A 15,489-nucleotide genomic window follows, 5' to 3' on the forward strand; every position below is an offset into this window, starting at 1 on the left:
GACAACTTACGAAGTCAAAGAAGACTTATCGTCTTTTTATTATCCCTTTCGACAGTTACAGATTAACTTCTACAAAGCGTCAAACTAGAAACTTCCCTTGCCCCTCTATCGTATAAAAGACTTCCAATTTGTCTAACTGTAATTCCTGTCGTATATACATCATCAATGAGTAAAATGTGTTGACCATGAAACATCTCTTCTCCCTGAAAATAAAAAGGATTACTTCCCGAAAGCCTTTCTTTACGTGTCTTCTTACTTTGCTTTTCTGTTTCCCTTCTTCTTAATGATGGATACGAACTTTTGACAGGTAAACAAGTTGCTAATAACTCTGCCTGATTAAAACCACGTTCATATTCCCGTTCCCTACTAAGCGGAACAGCAATCACACTTGAAACACTCGTAAAATGCTTTTGAAATAGCTCCCGAAAGGATCGATGAAAAATATGAACTAACTCCGCATCCCCCCGAAACTTAAACTGCGCCACTATTTCTTTCATCTCATCGTCGTACACGTGCAAAGAACGATTTTTAAAAGGACGATACTTCTCCTCATTTATCCACCTTACGCAATCCACACAAATATCATTTTCTTTATATTCGGAAGGCAAGTCCTCTAAAGATCGCCCACACTCCATGCAAATCTCTCCTATAATATAGGAAAGTTTCCGCTCACATCTGTCACATATATATTTTTTGTGAGACTTTACAAAGAATGTGTACCAACTAACTGTTTCCAACATATACTCATCACAAAGCAAACAATGCATTAATCGATCAACCCTTGTTCCTTCGCATTTTTGTTCATACTTTGAATGTGCTTTTTCGCGCGTACCATCGACTCTGTCTTACCGTAATGAAAATACATAACCTCTCCATATGGCTCTTCAAAACTACGACCCGCTCGGCCTGCAATTTGTACGAGCGCACTCTCTGAAAAAATTTCTTCTTCTGCCCCTAGCACCGCCACTTGTAAGTTCTTCACAGTTACTCCCCTTTCTAAAATCGTCGTTGTAACTAATAACGGAATTTCTCCCTTTCTGAACGCTGCTACTTTTTCTTTTCTCATCGAATCTTCTGCATGTACACCATCGATTCTATTATCCAAACCTTTCAATAACAGACTTATTTCTTCTATATATCGCACATGAGGAACAAATAAAAAAATAGGATGTTTTTTGTTTACGTACATTTTTAACCATTGTAGTAACACTCGAGGAATTTTTTTATGATGAAGGCTTTTCTTCCAATTTCCACACCAGCTAAATAGAGGAACTGGTAACGGATGACGATGGTATCGTCCTGAGACAATGATACCCTTTTGTTTGCCCCTTCTGAAATTACGCTTCCACTTTTCATCAGGAGTTGCCGTTAAATAAATACGCGCCGCTTTCTCTTTCATCGCTTGTTGTACCGCATACTGTAACATTTGATCTGCATGATACGGGAAGGCATCAATCTCATCTACAATCATGACATGAAACGCTCTATAATAACGTAACAATTGATGCGTCGTTGCAACGACTAACGCTGCATCTTTTTCACGATCTACACTCCCTCCGTATAAAGCAGCTACATTTATATTAGGAAACACTTCTTGTAATCTCGGCGCTAATTCCAGTACAACGTCTGTTCTTGGCGTTGCGATACAAACTCTTTCTCCTTTTTGAAGTGCCTCTGCAATACCGTAAAATAACATCTCCGTTTTTCCAGCCCCGCATACAGCCCAAATAAAAAAAGATTCTTTCTGCTTAATAGCTTCTATAACACCTTGCGCCGCCAACTCCTGACCAGTAGACAAAGTCCCGTTCCACTGTAACGAATTTAAACCTTTTCCTCCTTTTCTTTCAGAGATCCCACGAACAAGTACAGCACATTCACTTACCCTCCCCATCGTTATACACTTCCGGCAATACGTACACACTTTACTGCACTTTTTACATGAAAATGATGCAAATAGTCGCTGCTCTATATTTCCGCAGCGCTGACATATATATTTAGAAGACTTCTTTGTTACACCTTGTACACATACGACCTCTCCCTTCTTTTTCAAATCACTTAATTCTCTCCGTAAATCTAAAGAGAGTTCCTCTAATAGTAACTGTTTCCCTGCTAACATCAGCAACCACCTCCAGCCCTACTATAAACCTTTCTCCTAATCTCGTAAAAACTCAAAAAAGCCGATAACCTACTTATAAAATAGTAAGCTATCGACTTTATACACGTTTTTTATTCAATTATAATCCTATAATCTACCGTAACCTAAGAAATGTTTTTGATTATAAGAACTATTTACACTACCGTAAGTAACACCCGTTGATTCATCAGCAGCATGGATCATTTGACCGCCACCAATATAAATACCAACGTGAGATACGCCTGCTCTGTAAGTACCTTGTAAGAAGATAAGATCTCCTGGTTTCGCTTCAGATGGGCTAATCTTTTGTACAGAGTTCCATAAACCTCTAGTATCTTGACGACCTAAACCGTAAACATAAGAGATTAAACCACTGCAGTCAAATCCACCATTTGAAATTGACGCACTACCCCATACGTATTTTAGACCTACTAAGCCTTTAGCTTTTTCAACAACATCATTTGTTGGTGCTGGTGTTGGTGTTGGAGCTGGTTTTTTCGCTTCTTCTTTTTTAGGCTCTTCTTTTGGAGCTTGTACAGCATTGTTTGCTGGCGCTGCTGGTTGAGCCTGTGTTTGTGCTGGTTGAGCTGGAGCCTGCGCTGGTTGAGCTGCTGCTTGAGCTGCTTGCTCTGCCTGCTTTTGAGCAGCAGCCTCTTGTGCAGCTTTTTCTTGCGCTTCTTTTTCAGCAATTTGTTGTAATTTTAATGCCTGTTGTTCAAGCTCCTTCAATTGATCTTCCGTACTTGTCATTGAAGTTACAACTGTATCCATTTTACCGCTTAAATCGTTTACTGCTGTTGCTTTTTTCGCTTTTTCAGCGTCAAGTTCTTTTTTAGCAGTTTCAATTTGAGCTTGTGCTTCTTTTAATTCTTTTTGTTTTGTTTTTACCGTTTCAACATCTTTTTTCACGTTCGCTTGATCTTCTTGTTGTGTTTTCATGATGTCTTCGTCAGACGCAAGAATTTTAGAAACTGAATTTAAACGATCAACTAAATCTGCAATGTTTTTAGAGTTTACAAGAACTTCTGTTACAACGTTTGTGTTTGGTTGTTCTTGAAGTGCAACTAAACGTTTTCTTAATAACTCTTCACGTTTTGCAATTTTCGTTTGTAGTTCTGCAATATCTTTATTTTTATTTTCGATTAATTGCTCAGTATCTGCTACTTTTTTCGTTGTTTCATCAAGTTTTGAAGCATTCTCTTGAACAGACTTATCCAAACCTTGAATTGTTTTGTTTAAGTCATTCATTTGCTTTTGTAATTCATCACGTTCTTGTTGTTGTTTATGTAAAGTGTCATTTTGTGTATTAATTTGTGATTTCACGTCAGAAATTTTATCTTCTGCAAATACATTTGGTGTTAGTCCTGAAAACATTAACCCTGCAACTAATGCGCAAGATGCTATTTTTAGCTTTTTCATTTTATTTTTTACACCGCTTTCTTTTTTCTTTTTCCGTATATAACCTATAAAATTTATACCATAATTCGGGATTTTTTTTGCTAATGTTACGCTTTTGTAAAACAAATGTAATATTATATGTAACTCTATCGCAAAATATGCATATTTTTGTATGTATGTGTAGAATTTAAAACGTTTTTTATAAGCAAAGAAAAAAACGTAAGGTTTCCCTTACGTTTTATTAAATATACTAATACGAATGCAATCCAAGCGTTATTTCATCCATTTTTCAGCCCAATTTTGGACTTCATCCATAACACTTTCTAATGCTTTTCCTTTGTCAGTTAAGCCGTACTCGATTCGAACTGGTACTTCTGGATAAACATTACGAACTACAATGCCTTCGCTTTCCAATTCCTTCAAACGCTCTGACAACATACGATCGCTCATATTCGGTATAATATCTGCGATTTCCCTAAAACGTTTTGACTCTTCAAGCAAAGATTTAATAATCAAGCCAGTCCATTTTTTACTAAGCAAAGTAAAAGCTGACTCAAACTTTGGACATAAACAAGAATTATGCTCCATATGTTTCACCTCTCTTCCATTATAATATAGTCTCTTGTAAAAAGTAAGTTATAAAACTTTCCTCGTTATTTTATTTTACGTACATTTTACCATTTCCAAATATTAACTTGTCAACTTCGCGTAAAATATCCGTAAAAAAACCCTCTTCAAAAAGAGAGCTTTTTATATTTTTATTACTTCGTATACCATCCCAGACCTAATGCACCTTCACCTAAATGCGTACCAATTACAGCACCAAAATAACCTGTGCGGATTGTGACATGAGGATATTTTGCTTCTAATTCAGCCTTCCATTCATTCGCTTCCTCTTCACGCTGTGCATGAATGATAACTGCTTCCATAGGTACACCTTTACTTGCTTGCTCATCAAAAATTTCAACAATTCGTTTTAACGCTTTTTTACGCGTACGAATCTTTTCAAACGGAATAATGATTTTATCTCTAAAATATAAAACCGGCTTCACTTGTAACAAACTACCAATGAAGGCTTGTGCACTATTTAATCGTCCGCCTCGTTGTAAATGATGTAAATCATCCACTACAAAATAAGCGTCCATCGTTTGTTTCATTTCATCAAATCGGGCGATAATCTCTTTCGGATCCTTTCCTTCGCTTGCTAGCCTTGCACCTTCACGCACATAGAATCCTTGTACTTCACAACTAATTTCAGAGTCGTACGTATATACATCAATACCCTCTACCATTTGTCCAGCTGTCGTTGCCGTTTGATATGTACCACTAATCCCACTTGAAAGATGAATGCTAATAACCGCATCATAATCCTTAGATAGTTCTTCAAATAACTCCACAAACTTTCCGATTGCTGGCTGAGAAGTTTTCGGAAGTTCTTCCTGCTCACGTACTTTTACATAGAAATCATCTACTGAAATTTCTGCTTCTTCTTGATAAGATTCCGTTCCAAACACAACGTTTAATGGAATCATATATATATTGAGTTCATCACGAATATGCTTCGGTATATATGCTGTACTATCAGTAACAATAGCTGTTTTCATTTGCGTACCTGCCTTATAAAAAAGTTTTTATTCCCTAAGTTTACACGAAAACTAAAAATGGTGCATCCATACATGAAAATGCCGGTTTGGAATTATACTCACCATCTCGACAAATTACAACAAAAAGGTGAAATACTCACCAAAAAATTCATCTTATTTATAAAAAATGTTTGAATATAAAAACGCTCGCTTTTAAAATGTAAAGTACTAGTCATTTTGATAGATAGGGGCGTATACGAGTGTTATTACAATATTTAACAATCAAAGACTACGGCGAGCACGAAATTGTCATTCAAAAATCAAGATTTATCTGTTACATTAGCCGAGCTACAACCGAAGAAGAAGCTCAAGAATTTATACAAAAAATAAAAAAACAAAATTGGAATGCCACGCATAATTGTTCTGCATATTTAATTGGCGAACAAGATCAAATCCAAAAAGCAAATGATGATGGAGAACCTAGCGGTACAGCTGGCGTACCTATGTTAGAGGTACTAAAAAAACGCGGTTTAAAAGATACCGTCGTTGTCGTTACGCGCTATTTTGGTGGCATCAAACTTGGCGCAGGTGGATTAATTCGCGCATATGGAAAATGTACAAGTGAAGGCATTAATCATGTCGGTGTTGTCGAGCGAAAACTCATGCGTGTTATGCAGACCGAAATTGATTACACATTGCTTGGCAAAATTGAAAATGAATTACGTAATTCAAAATATGCCATTAAAGATATACATTATCTCGAAAATGTCACATTTAATACGTATGTAGAAGAAGATGGAAAACAAGCATTCACTGATTGGATGATTGAATTAACAAATGGGAAATGTACAATTACAGAAGGAGATATGTTGTACTTAGAACAAGATGTTATCTAAGAATAACTATATTATCACCTTTAAAGATTAATGTAGTGAATTACTTCCCTACAAATGAACTAAGGAGATTATATATGGAAGAACGTTATTATCATCTCCAAAATAGCAGAATAAAAAAGAAACGAAGAAGAAAGTTTTTCTACTTCCTTATTTTCGTATTTTTATTTGGTGGTGTAGGACTTTATATATTAAATTCCTACTCTTCTCTCATGGGGATGTATAGTGGGTTTACTCGTGAAAAATCAGATTTGAGAACTGAAGATGTAGAAATTACAAAAGAACCTTTTACAATCCTCATTATGGGTATAGAAGATTATGCGACAGACGGGCAAAATGGTCGTACAGATTCATTAATGTTTGCAACAGTCAATCCGAAAACGCAGAAGATTTCGCTTATGAGTATCCCTCGTGATAGTCGCGTCCCAATTGTCGGAAAGAATAAAGAAGACAAAATTAACGCTGCGCACGCTTATGGCGGAGAAGAAATGGCAATCAAAACGGTCGAAGGTTTTCTAAAAGTGCCTGTAGACCATTATCTTAAAATTGACTTCCAAGGCTTTAAAGGTATTGTTGATGCTGTTGGCGGCGTTACCGTAGATGTTCCCTTCGATTTCTGGGAGCGTTCTGACGTAGATTACTACAAAAAAATCGAATTTAAGCAAGGGCAACAAGAATTAAATGGTGAAGAAGCACTCGCTTACGTTCGTATGCGAAAGCAAGATCCAAACGGTGATTATGGTCGAGCTGCTAGGCAAAGACAATTACTAGCTGCTGTTGCTCAAAAACTAAATTCCACCTCTACCGTATTTAAAATTAAAGATTTAACGACAGTCGTTGGAAAATATATAAAAACTGACATTCCTATTTCAGACGGACTGGCTCTTTACAATAAACTATCTGGATTTGATCCTTCTTCAATACAAACGTTCAAACTTGAAGGAGAAGACAAAAAAATAGGTGGTATTTATTACTTCCTTCCGGATCCAAACGGTGTTGAGGCAGTACGTAACGAAATTAAAAAAGAATTAGGCGAAACAGCAAACACTCAAGACAATTCAACGACAAAAACCGAATCAAATCCTTCTTCAAATGCTAATTCTAACGAAAAAGCGAAGAAAGAAACGAATCAGAATCAGAACCAAAATCAGAACCAAACACCAACTGAGCCCCCTCCTTCCACAAATGCTCATGCAGAGTGGATTATGAGAAATCAGCAATAACAAAAAGAGCCAAATCGCAAATGATTTGGCTCTTTTTTATTTACTTATTAAAGTGTTGTAAAATTGCTTCTACAATACGCTCTGATGCACGGCCATCACCGTAAGGATTAGATGCTTTTGACATCTTATCATGAGCTTCTTTATCTGATAACAATTCATCAGCAAGGCTAAAGATTGTCTCTTCATCTGTTCCTGCTAATTTTAATGTACCCGCTTCAATACCTTCTGGGCGCTCTGTTGTATCACGAAGAACAAGAACCGGTACACCGAGTGAAGGCGCTTCTTCTTGTACACCACCAGAATCAGTTAACATTAAGTATGAACGAGCTGCAACATTGTGGAAATCAATTACATCTAGCGGCTCAATTAAATGAATGCGGCCATGATCGCCTAAAATATCATTTGCAGTTTCACGAACAACAGGGTTCATATGAACAGGATACACAACTTGTACGTCTTCGTGCTTATCAACAAGACGTTTAATTGCACGGAACATGTTACGCATTGGCTCTCCTAAGTTTTCACGACGGTGAGCTGTCATAAGTACAAGACGATCATTTCCAAGTTTCTCTAGTACAGGGTGACTATATGTTTCTTTTACAGTCGTTTTTAGGGCGTCAATCGCTGTATTTCCTGTTATGAAAATGCGTGACTCGTCTTTATTTTCTTTCTGTAAGTTCGTTGCTGATTTTGCTGTAGGTGAGAAGTGAAGATCTGCCATTACGCCTGTTAATTGGCGATTCATCTCTTCTGGGTACGGAGAATATTTATCCCATGTACGAAGTCCTGCTTCAACATGACCTACTGGAATTTGATTATAGAAAGCAGCTAAACTTGCAATAAATGTTGTAGTTGTATCACCATGTACAAGTACAATATCCGGCTTTGCTTCTTTCATTACTTTATCCAAACCTTCTAAACCACGCGTTGTAATATCAATTAAAGTTTGGCGATCCTTCATAATATTCAAATCGAAATCTGGCGTAATTCCAAAGATACTTAATACTTGATCTAACATTTGACGATGTTGCGCCGTTACAGTCACAATCGATTCAATTTTCTCTGAATGCTTTTGCAACTCTAATACAAGAGGTGCCATTTTAATTGCTTCTGGACGTGTCCCGAAAATTGTCATTACTTTTAAACGTTCAGTCATTTCATTGCCTCTTTTCTTTCACTAGTTACAAATTCTATTATGACATATAAGAATATACATGAATACATGCCTTTTTAACGAATAACGGAAAAGTCTCTCTTACAAATACTTTCTCTTCCAACCGAATAATAATCTATCTCTTGCTTCTTGACACCCTCAATAGTATAACAATTTCTTCCATCGAATAAAATAGGCTCTCTCATAAGTTGTGCGTACTTTTCTAACGGATAAGCTCGGATAGCCTCCCATTCTGTCATGATAAAAGCCGCACTCGCTCCTCTAATCGATTCATCTATACATTCGCTATATTGTATAGTCTCTCCAAAGATATTTTTCATATTTGAAATCGCCTTCGGGTCATATAGAACTACATCCGCACCTATATGAATTAATTCTTGTATCATAATAAGAGACGGTGCGTCTCTTATATCATCCGTATTCGGTTTAAATGCCGCCCCCAGCACCGCAATCCGCTTCTTGTTCATATTTAATACTTTCTTCGCTTTCTCAATCAATAACAACTGTTGTTTATTATTCACTTCAATGACTGCTTTTAACAAGCGAAAATCATGGGCCACATTCCCTGCAATTTGCACAAGGGCTTTCGTATCTTTCGGAAAACACGATCCCCCATAACCAATGCCCGCATTTAAAAATGACGCACCAATTCTCTTATCCATTCCCATCCCTTTTGCAACATCCAATACATTTGCTTCTACCTTCTCACAAATATTTGAAATTTCATTGATAAAACTAATTTTTGTCGCTAAAAAAGCATTTGATGCATATTTAATCATCTCTGCACTCTTTATATCTGTAACATACGTTTTTAAGCGTAATTCACTATATAAATTCTCAACTTTTCGTGCTGCTTCCTCATTACCTGCTCCAATTACAATACGATCTCCCTGAAAAAAATCGTAAATACCTGAACCTTCCCGTAAAAATTCTGGATTCGATACGATATGTAATTCATATCTATTTTGTAATTTCTCCTCAATCCATCCCCTCATAACATCATTCGTCCCTACAGGAACCGTACTTTTTGTAACAACAATGACGTCGTTATTCGCATATGTTCCAATATCGTCACAAGCACTTCGAATATATGTTAAATCCGCTGTCCCATCTAATAAAGATGGCGTTCCAACTGCAATAAATATAAATTCTGCATCGTTAAATGCTTTTACTCTACTTGTTGTAAAAGTTAAATGATTATTCTCACATGCATCATTTATTAATTCATATAAACCAGCTTCATAAATAGGCAAATCCCCTTGCTTTATCCGTTCAATTTTCTCATCATTTATATCAAAACATGTGACCGAGTGGCCTAACATCGCTAACCCTACTCCTGTAATCAATCCAACATATCCGGTACCTATTATCGTAATTTTCATTTCCTTTTCGCACAGGAATATACAATAGAAAATATACGAATACATAGAATTCCCCCTGTGCTTCCCCCTCTCACATTAAAAATGAGAAAACTCTTTTACTTCTTTATTATATGAATTACTTTTCCCATTCTTTTTTAAGTTTTTGTAAAATTAAATGCACCAATATAAAGTGAAACTTTAATCAGCCCTCACCAATCGGACTTTTATGGGCAGTTGATCCCCCACCTAACTTCTTTGCTTTCACTGCATTTTGAGGTGGGGGTCTTACTGCCCATTAAAGCGGGATAAAGTGAAATTTTATTCAGTGAAAGAGTATCTATTCTCCGCTAATTATTAGCGAAACCAATCGAGATTTTACAGGAATTAAGGTTCCCACCTAACCTCTTTTCTCCAACTGAATTTTGAGGTGGAAACCTTACTTCCCGTTCATGCGGATCAATTCCCACATTTTAACACGGAACTTACTCATTTCTACGTGTACACTTATAATACCGAAATAAAAGCATTCACTATTAAAGAAAAAGAGAAAATGTCATATTCCAAAGTTCAATACGATTAACCTTCTCAAATGATTCAACATTCTGTATACAATTGTCATATATTCTATCTGCTTCCATTTACCGTAAATAGAAAAAAAGATTGAATTCTAATCTTTTTGTGATACCATATGTTATGAGCCTGTAAATAAACATCATAATTTTCAGATAAATATATTAAAAAAAATTACGTTAGACTATAAAAGGGTGGGGTATTAATGGACTCACAAGTGATTTATGCCATTTTGGCATCTTTCATCACTGTACTCGTCGTTACTCCTTTAGTTATTAAGTTAGCTTTTAAAATAGGAGCAACAGATAAGCCAAACGCTCGTAAAGTACACCAAAAGATTATGCCTCGTCTTGGCGGGTTAGCAATATTTATTGGTGTAGCTGTAGGATTTGTTGTCGGAGGCTTATACGAACAAAGAATGTTATCGATAACGCTAGGTGCGATTATCATTGTAATCATCGGTATTTTAGATGATATGTACGAGTTATCTGCGAAGGTAAAATTCGGTGGACAACTACTAGTTGCCATTATGATTGTTAAAAGTGGATTATTAGTGCAAGTATTATACATCCCAATCCTCGGGGATACTGAACTTGGATGGCTCGCTTATCCAATTACTGTATTTTGGATTGTAGGTATTACAAATGCAATCAACTTAATTGATGGCTTAGATGGATTATCTGCTGGTATTTCATCTATCGTACTTGCAACGCTTGCATATATGGCCTTCACTAGCCCATGGGGTACTGGAGCTGCTATTATCTTACCACTAGCATTAATTACATTAGCAAGTACAATCGGATTTTTATTCTACAACTTCCATCCAGCAAAAATCTTCATGGGAGATACAGGCGCACTATTTTTAGGATACTGTATTTCTGTTATATCGTTACTTGGGTTATACAAAAGTGTAACGTTATTCAGCTTTATCGTTCCAGTTATCATTTTAGGCGTACCTGTATTTGATACGACATTTGCAATTATTCGTCGTATCGTAAATAAAAAACCTATTTCAGCACCAGATAAATCGCATTTACATCACCGTTTACTTGCAATGGGCTTCTCTCATCGTAAAACGGTACTAATTATATACGCATTCGGTATTTTCTTTAGTGTAAATGCAATTATTTTCTCTAGTGCAACATTATGGTTATCCATTATTCTTCTTTTCGTTTTAATCTTCTTTACAGAGATTATTGCTGAAGTAATCGGGCTTGTACACGAACGTTACAAACCACTTATTTCCTTTTATAAAAAAGTGAAAAAACGCGAAGACTAATTGTAGTATAGCCTTTACAATTATGAAATATTCAAATAGCATCCTCTTTCTTATAAGAGGATGCTATTTTTTATTCATTATTTTACATTTCCAAAATATAGATTGTTTGAGAGTCCCACTATTGGAGAAAGATATACATAATAAGAAAAGGATTATATTTTCTTTTTTACATCTTGATTGTCAAACTGAGGGTGAATGTTATGATCAAGCGAGTATTTCAATACATTATTTTATTTTTAACGATTACGATGTACGCGTCATCTCATGCAGGAGCAGCTACAATTCCCCCTGCTGAACATCATCCAAATAATAAAACTACCTCTTCTACCCAAAAAATCGCGTACTTAACATTTGATGACGGACCAAACAAATATACTATGCAAATTTTAAACATCTTAAAAGAAAAGAACGGAAAAGCAACTTTCTTTGTTATTGGTGGAAAAGTACCACATTACAAAAAAACAATGCAACGATTAATTAAAGACGGACATTATATCGGACTTCACAGTATGTCACACGATGTAAAACGCCTTTATACTGGTGATCCATCTGCTTTAATTACAGAAATGGAACAAACACAAATCATCGTTCAGCAAGTTACAAAATTAAATACACATCTCGTTCGTGTCCCGTATGGTAGCATGCCTTACTTAAAAAAGAATTACCGTGATGCACTTGTATCAGCTCAGTATAAAATGTGGGATTGGACAATCGATACATACGACTGGAAAAGCTATGATAATCCTTCTGCCATACTAGAAAGAGTACGTAATCAAAGTGATGAACAAGTCGAAGTAATTTTAATGCATGATTCGAGTGTAACTGTACAAATACTGCCACAAGTAATTGATTACTTACAGTCACAAGGATACAAACTTCTTCCCTATAATCCATCTTCCCACCTTGAAGTGAACTTTTGGAAAGACACAAGATTGTAACAGCTTTAGTGCCTATATGCTAAAGCTGTTTTATTTTTCTCTTCCCACCCTTCCCATTTTTGTGTAAAATTTTAAATAGTGATGAAGGTTCGAGGTGAATAGAAATGAAACGAATAGATCTCATTTTTAACGCAATACAAAAAGGCAATTATACAGAAGGTGTAACCGCATTAGAACTCGCTACCCTGTTGCAACTAGATCGCGCCAATGTAAGTAGCGACTTAAACAAACTTGTAAAAGATAAACATTTATTAAAAACAAATACGCGTCCTGTTCGTTTTTATATAGAAACGAACACTTCGTTGGAAACGCATTCAAAAGAAGCGACTTCATTAGATACATTTGCAATTGAAAATACGAGCCTTAAAATCGCAATTGAAAAAGCGAAAGCTTCTATTCTCTATCCTCCAAACGGTATGCATACTTTACTGCTCGGAGAAACAGGAGTCGGAAAATCTATGTTCGCTTCTTTAATGCACGAATATGCAATTGAAGTTGAACAACTTCCTAAAAATGCACCATTTATCGTCTTTAACTGTGCTGATTACGCAAATAATCCACAGCTACTACTCGGGCAGTTATTTGGGATTAAAAAAGGAGCTTATACAGGAGCAAGTGATCAAAAAGGGTTAATTGAAAAAGCACATGAAGGAATCCTTTTCTTGGATGAAGTACATCGTCTTCCTCCAGAGGGACAAGAAATGCTTTTCACCTTTATTGACCGCGGAGTATACCGCCGCCTTGGAGAAACAGAAAACGAGCGTAAAGCACAAGTATTAATCATTACTGCAACAACAGAAGAACCAAATTCATTTTTATTAAAAACATTTACAAGACGTATCCCGATGACTGTTACGCTACCACCACTTCGTGAGCGTACACATAAAGAACGCTTTGCTTTACTACAACTATTTTTCACAAATGAAGCAATCCGCCTGCGAAAAGAAATTCACGTTAGTCCGAATGCAATGCGTTCTTTCGTCTTTTACAATTGTCCCAATAACATCGGTCAATTAAAAACGGATGTACAAATTGCCTGTGCAAAAGCCTATTCTGACTTCGTGACAAAGAAACGTGATTCTGTCCACGTTTCAAGTACAGATTTACCTTGGTATATGAAAGAAGGGCTATTCATTGAAAGAAAGAGCCGTCATCTATACCAAATACCGAATGAAACATTTATATTTACAGGTAATGAAGGTTGGAGTAATCATAAAATAGAGAATGAAAAACAGTCTTCCATTTACGATTATATTGATTATAAGTATGAGGAACTTCAAGCTCGTGGTATTGAAGAGGAAGAATTAGAATTACTAATAGAAAATGATATTCAAAGCTTTTTCGTACAATATTTTAACCAAATATCAAAAAAAACAAGCCATGAAAATGTTTTTAAAATTGTGGATCGTAATATCGTTTCCGTTTGCGAAAGAATTGCAGAACTTGCTGAAAAGCATTTATCTAAGACGTTTGATGAAAAAGTATTTCTCGCTTTAAGCTTACATGTACAGACAACTCTACAACGATTGCAAGCTGGGAAACAAATTCATCACCCACAATTAAATCAAATTCGTACGAAATATAAAGACGCTTTTTCCGTAGCTATGCAATGCATTCAACTACTCGAGGACGAATTACAAATAACAATGCCTATTGATGAAGCAGGCTTTTTAACAATGTTCTTCGTTGTTGATCCAATTCCTGCCTCACAAACAGAAGTAAAAGTATTAATATTAGCGCACGGCAACGGCATCGCAACAGAAATGGCAAACGTTGCAAACGAACTGCTCGGCATTGAGGAAGTAACCGGTATCGATATGCCGTTACATGAATCGCCGAAAGATTTCTTAGAGCGTGTAAAAGTGTATATGAAGACACTTCAAAATGTAAATGGACTTCTCTTACTCGTTGATATGGGATCTCTCGCTTATATTGGTGATATATTAGAAACTGAGTTCAAAATTCCAGTGCGTGTTCTTTCCATGACAAGCACTCCACATGCACTAGAAGCAGCTCGAAAAGCTCAGCTTGGCTACTCGTTAGATGCATTATATGAAACAGTGAAGAACTTAACACCGTTTTACTTAAACGTACAAGAAGAAAAGAAAAAGCCACTATCACCAATGAAGTCTGTTATTTTAACAGCTTGTTTAACTGGGGAAGGCAGTGCTTTAGCTATTCAAAAAATGTTAGAGAACTATTTGCGATTTGACAAAGACTTAATTGAAATTATTCCGATTAGTATCGTCCATGAAAAAGATTTAACGAAAATGATTGAGAATATCAAAAAAGAGCGGAATATCATTTGTATCGTCACGAATTTCGATGTGCAGGTGCCCTGCTTAACGTATCACTTCCAAGACATTGTAAACTACACTGCAATTCAGCCAATTCAAGAATTAATTACGTATGAAGAAACATATGCAAAAATGGCTGATATTCTGGAACAACAAATGCAGCGGAACGACGGAGCATTACTTATTAAAACAATTCGTTACGCATTAAATACAATTCAAGAATTAATTTCCTTACAGATAACTCCTGACAGCTTAATGGGTGTGATTCTGCATATGAGCTGTATGGTTGACCGTCTTCAAAAAGGAGAAAGCCTCCTTCCTCATCCAGATAAGGAGAAACGAAGACAAGATGAATACTGGATGTATATGAAGGTAAAAAAAGCATTACAACCGATTGAAAATACATTTGAAATACAAATACCTGATGACGAAGTGTTTTATGTCATGGACTTCTTCATTAAAAATCAGCCTGTAAAAAATTAATCGAGTCAATTTTTTAACTATATCGACCGTAACTCAGATTTTATCGATGGTGTATAAAAGTATGTGTAAACATTTTTAGGAAAAAAATAAGGCAAAGTACCCCCTAGGTTTATCCAGAACCTAAAATGAAAGGAGACTTTGCCTCATGCCTAATAA

Annotated in this window: 12 protein-coding genes; 5 read left to right on the forward strand and 7 right to left on the reverse strand. The window is 36.0% G+C overall.

What is annotated here, in order from left to right:
- Positions 1-62: 62 nt before the first annotated feature.
- The 5 genes from ACTFOB_RS13285 to ACTFOB_RS13305 form a co-directional block, all read right to left on the reverse strand.
- Positions 63-767, reverse strand: coding sequence for a ComF family protein (locus tag ACTFOB_RS13285; RefSeq protein ID WP_440026372.1), 705 nt, complete (start codon positions 765-767; stop codon positions 63-65).
- Positions 767-2,116, reverse strand: a complete 1,350-nt coding sequence (gene comFA / locus ACTFOB_RS13290; protein WP_440026374.1) for an ATP-dependent helicase ComFA — start codon at positions 2,114-2,116, stop codon at positions 767-769. Before comFA ends, ACTFOB_RS13285 begins: the two co-directional genes overlap by 1 nt.
- A 126-nt stretch (positions 2,117-2,242) precedes the next feature.
- Complete coding sequence (locus tag ACTFOB_RS13295) at positions 2,243-3,658, reverse strand: C40 family peptidase (protein WP_440026376.1); 1,416 nt, start codon at positions 3,656-3,658, stop codon at positions 2,243-2,245.
- Between the two features lie 147 nt (positions 3,659-3,805).
- Positions 3,806-4,120 (reverse strand): winged helix-turn-helix transcriptional regulator, encoded by a 315-nt coding sequence (locus ACTFOB_RS13300; protein ID WP_000400857.1) that lies wholly within the window; start codon positions 4,118-4,120, stop codon positions 3,806-3,808.
- 173 nt (positions 4,121-4,293) lie between these two features.
- Positions 4,294-5,136 (reverse strand): DegV family protein, encoded by an 843-nt coding sequence (locus ACTFOB_RS13305; RefSeq protein ID WP_098904013.1) that lies wholly within the window; start codon positions 5,134-5,136, stop codon positions 4,294-4,296.
- Positions 5,137-5,375: 239 nt separating this feature from the next.
- Between ACTFOB_RS13305 and ACTFOB_RS13310 the strand changes: the two genes are divergently transcribed.
- A complete protein-coding gene (locus ACTFOB_RS13310; RefSeq protein WP_151632105.1) occupies positions 5,376-6,011 on the forward strand; it encodes a YigZ family protein in 636 nt (211 codons plus the stop codon).
- A gap of 74 nt (positions 6,012-6,085) precedes the next feature.
- The gene (locus tag ACTFOB_RS13315; protein ID WP_440026378.1) at positions 6,086-7,231 is read left to right on the forward strand and encodes an LCP family protein; all 1,146 of its coding nucleotides are present in this window, start codon (positions 6,086-6,088) and stop codon (positions 7,229-7,231) included.
- Positions 7,232-7,271: 40 nt separating this feature from the next.
- On the opposite strand, the gene wecB is transcribed toward ACTFOB_RS13315, so the two are convergent.
- Positions 7,272-8,387: a non-hydrolyzing UDP-N-acetylglucosamine 2-epimerase gene (wecB, locus tag ACTFOB_RS13320; protein WP_440026379.1), complete on the reverse strand. Its 1,116-nt coding sequence runs from the start codon at positions 8,385-8,387 to the stop codon at positions 7,272-7,274.
- Between the two features lie 74 nt (positions 8,388-8,461).
- A complete protein-coding gene (locus tag ACTFOB_RS13325; protein WP_440026381.1) occupies positions 8,462-9,832 on the reverse strand; it encodes a UDP-glucose dehydrogenase family protein in 1,371 nt (456 codons plus the stop codon).
- Between the two features lie 709 nt (positions 9,833-10,541).
- On the opposite strand from ACTFOB_RS13325, the gene ACTFOB_RS13330 reads away from it, so the two are divergent.
- The 3 genes from ACTFOB_RS13330 to ACTFOB_RS13340 all read left to right on the forward strand — a co-directional run bounded on the left by ACTFOB_RS13330 (position 10,542) and on the right by ACTFOB_RS13340 (position 15,333).
- Positions 10,542-11,615: a glycosyltransferase family 4 protein gene (locus ACTFOB_RS13330; protein WP_016718934.1), complete on the forward strand. Its 1,074-nt coding sequence runs from the start codon at positions 10,542-10,544 to the stop codon at positions 11,613-11,615.
- A gap of 200 nt (positions 11,616-11,815) precedes the next feature.
- Entirely contained in the window at positions 11,816-12,553 is a 738-nt protein-coding gene (locus ACTFOB_RS13335; RefSeq protein ID WP_440026383.1) for a polysaccharide deacetylase family protein, read from the forward strand.
- A 104-nt stretch (positions 12,554-12,657) separates the two neighbouring features.
- Positions 12,658-15,333: a sigma 54-interacting transcriptional regulator gene (locus tag ACTFOB_RS13340; RefSeq protein WP_440026385.1), complete on the forward strand. Its 2,676-nt coding sequence runs from the start codon at positions 12,658-12,660 to the stop codon at positions 15,331-15,333.
- The last annotated feature ends 156 nt before the right edge of the window (positions 15,334-15,489 follow it).

Origin of the sequence: Bacillus cereus group sp. MYBK79-1 (assembly GCF_051915365.1) — a bacterium.
Taxonomy (GTDB): domain Bacteria; phylum Bacillota; class Bacilli; order Bacillales; family Bacillaceae_G; genus Bacillus_A.

Excerpts from the sequence above, each read along its gene's own strand:
- ACTFOB_RS13325 (WP_440026381.1), bottom strand. The coding sequence starts at position 9,832 with ATGTATTCGTATATTTTCTATTGTATATTCCTGTGCGAAAAGGAAATG.
- wecB (WP_440026379.1), bottom strand. The coding sequence starts at position 8,387 with ATGACTGAACGTTTAAAAGTAATGACAATTTTCGGGACACGTCCAGAA.
- comFA (WP_440026374.1), bottom strand. The coding sequence starts at position 2,116 with ATGTTAGCAGGGAAACAGTTACTATTAGAGGAACTCTCTTTAGATTTA.
- ACTFOB_RS13330 (WP_016718934.1), top strand. The coding sequence starts at position 10,542 with ATGGACTCACAAGTGATTTATGCCATTTTGGCATCTTTCATCACTGTA.
- ACTFOB_RS13340 (WP_440026385.1), top strand. The coding sequence starts at position 12,658 with ATGAAACGAATAGATCTCATTTTTAACGCAATACAAAAAGGCAATTAT.
- ACTFOB_RS13300 (WP_000400857.1), bottom strand. The coding sequence starts at position 4,120 with ATGGAGCATAATTCTTGTTTATGTCCAAAGTTTGAGTCAGCTTTTACT.
- ACTFOB_RS13335 (WP_440026383.1), top strand. The coding sequence starts at position 11,816 with ATGATCAAGCGAGTATTTCAATACATTATTTTATTTTTAACGATTACG.
- ACTFOB_RS13315 (WP_440026378.1), top strand. The coding sequence starts at position 6,086 with ATGGAAGAACGTTATTATCATCTCCAAAATAGCAGAATAAAAAAGAAA.
- ACTFOB_RS13285 (WP_440026372.1), bottom strand. The coding sequence starts at position 767 with ATGCATTGTTTGCTTTGTGATGAGTATATGTTGGAAACAGTTAGTTGG.
- ACTFOB_RS13305 (WP_098904013.1), bottom strand. The coding sequence starts at position 5,136 with ATGAAAACAGCTATTGTTACTGATAGTACAGCATATATACCGAAGCAT.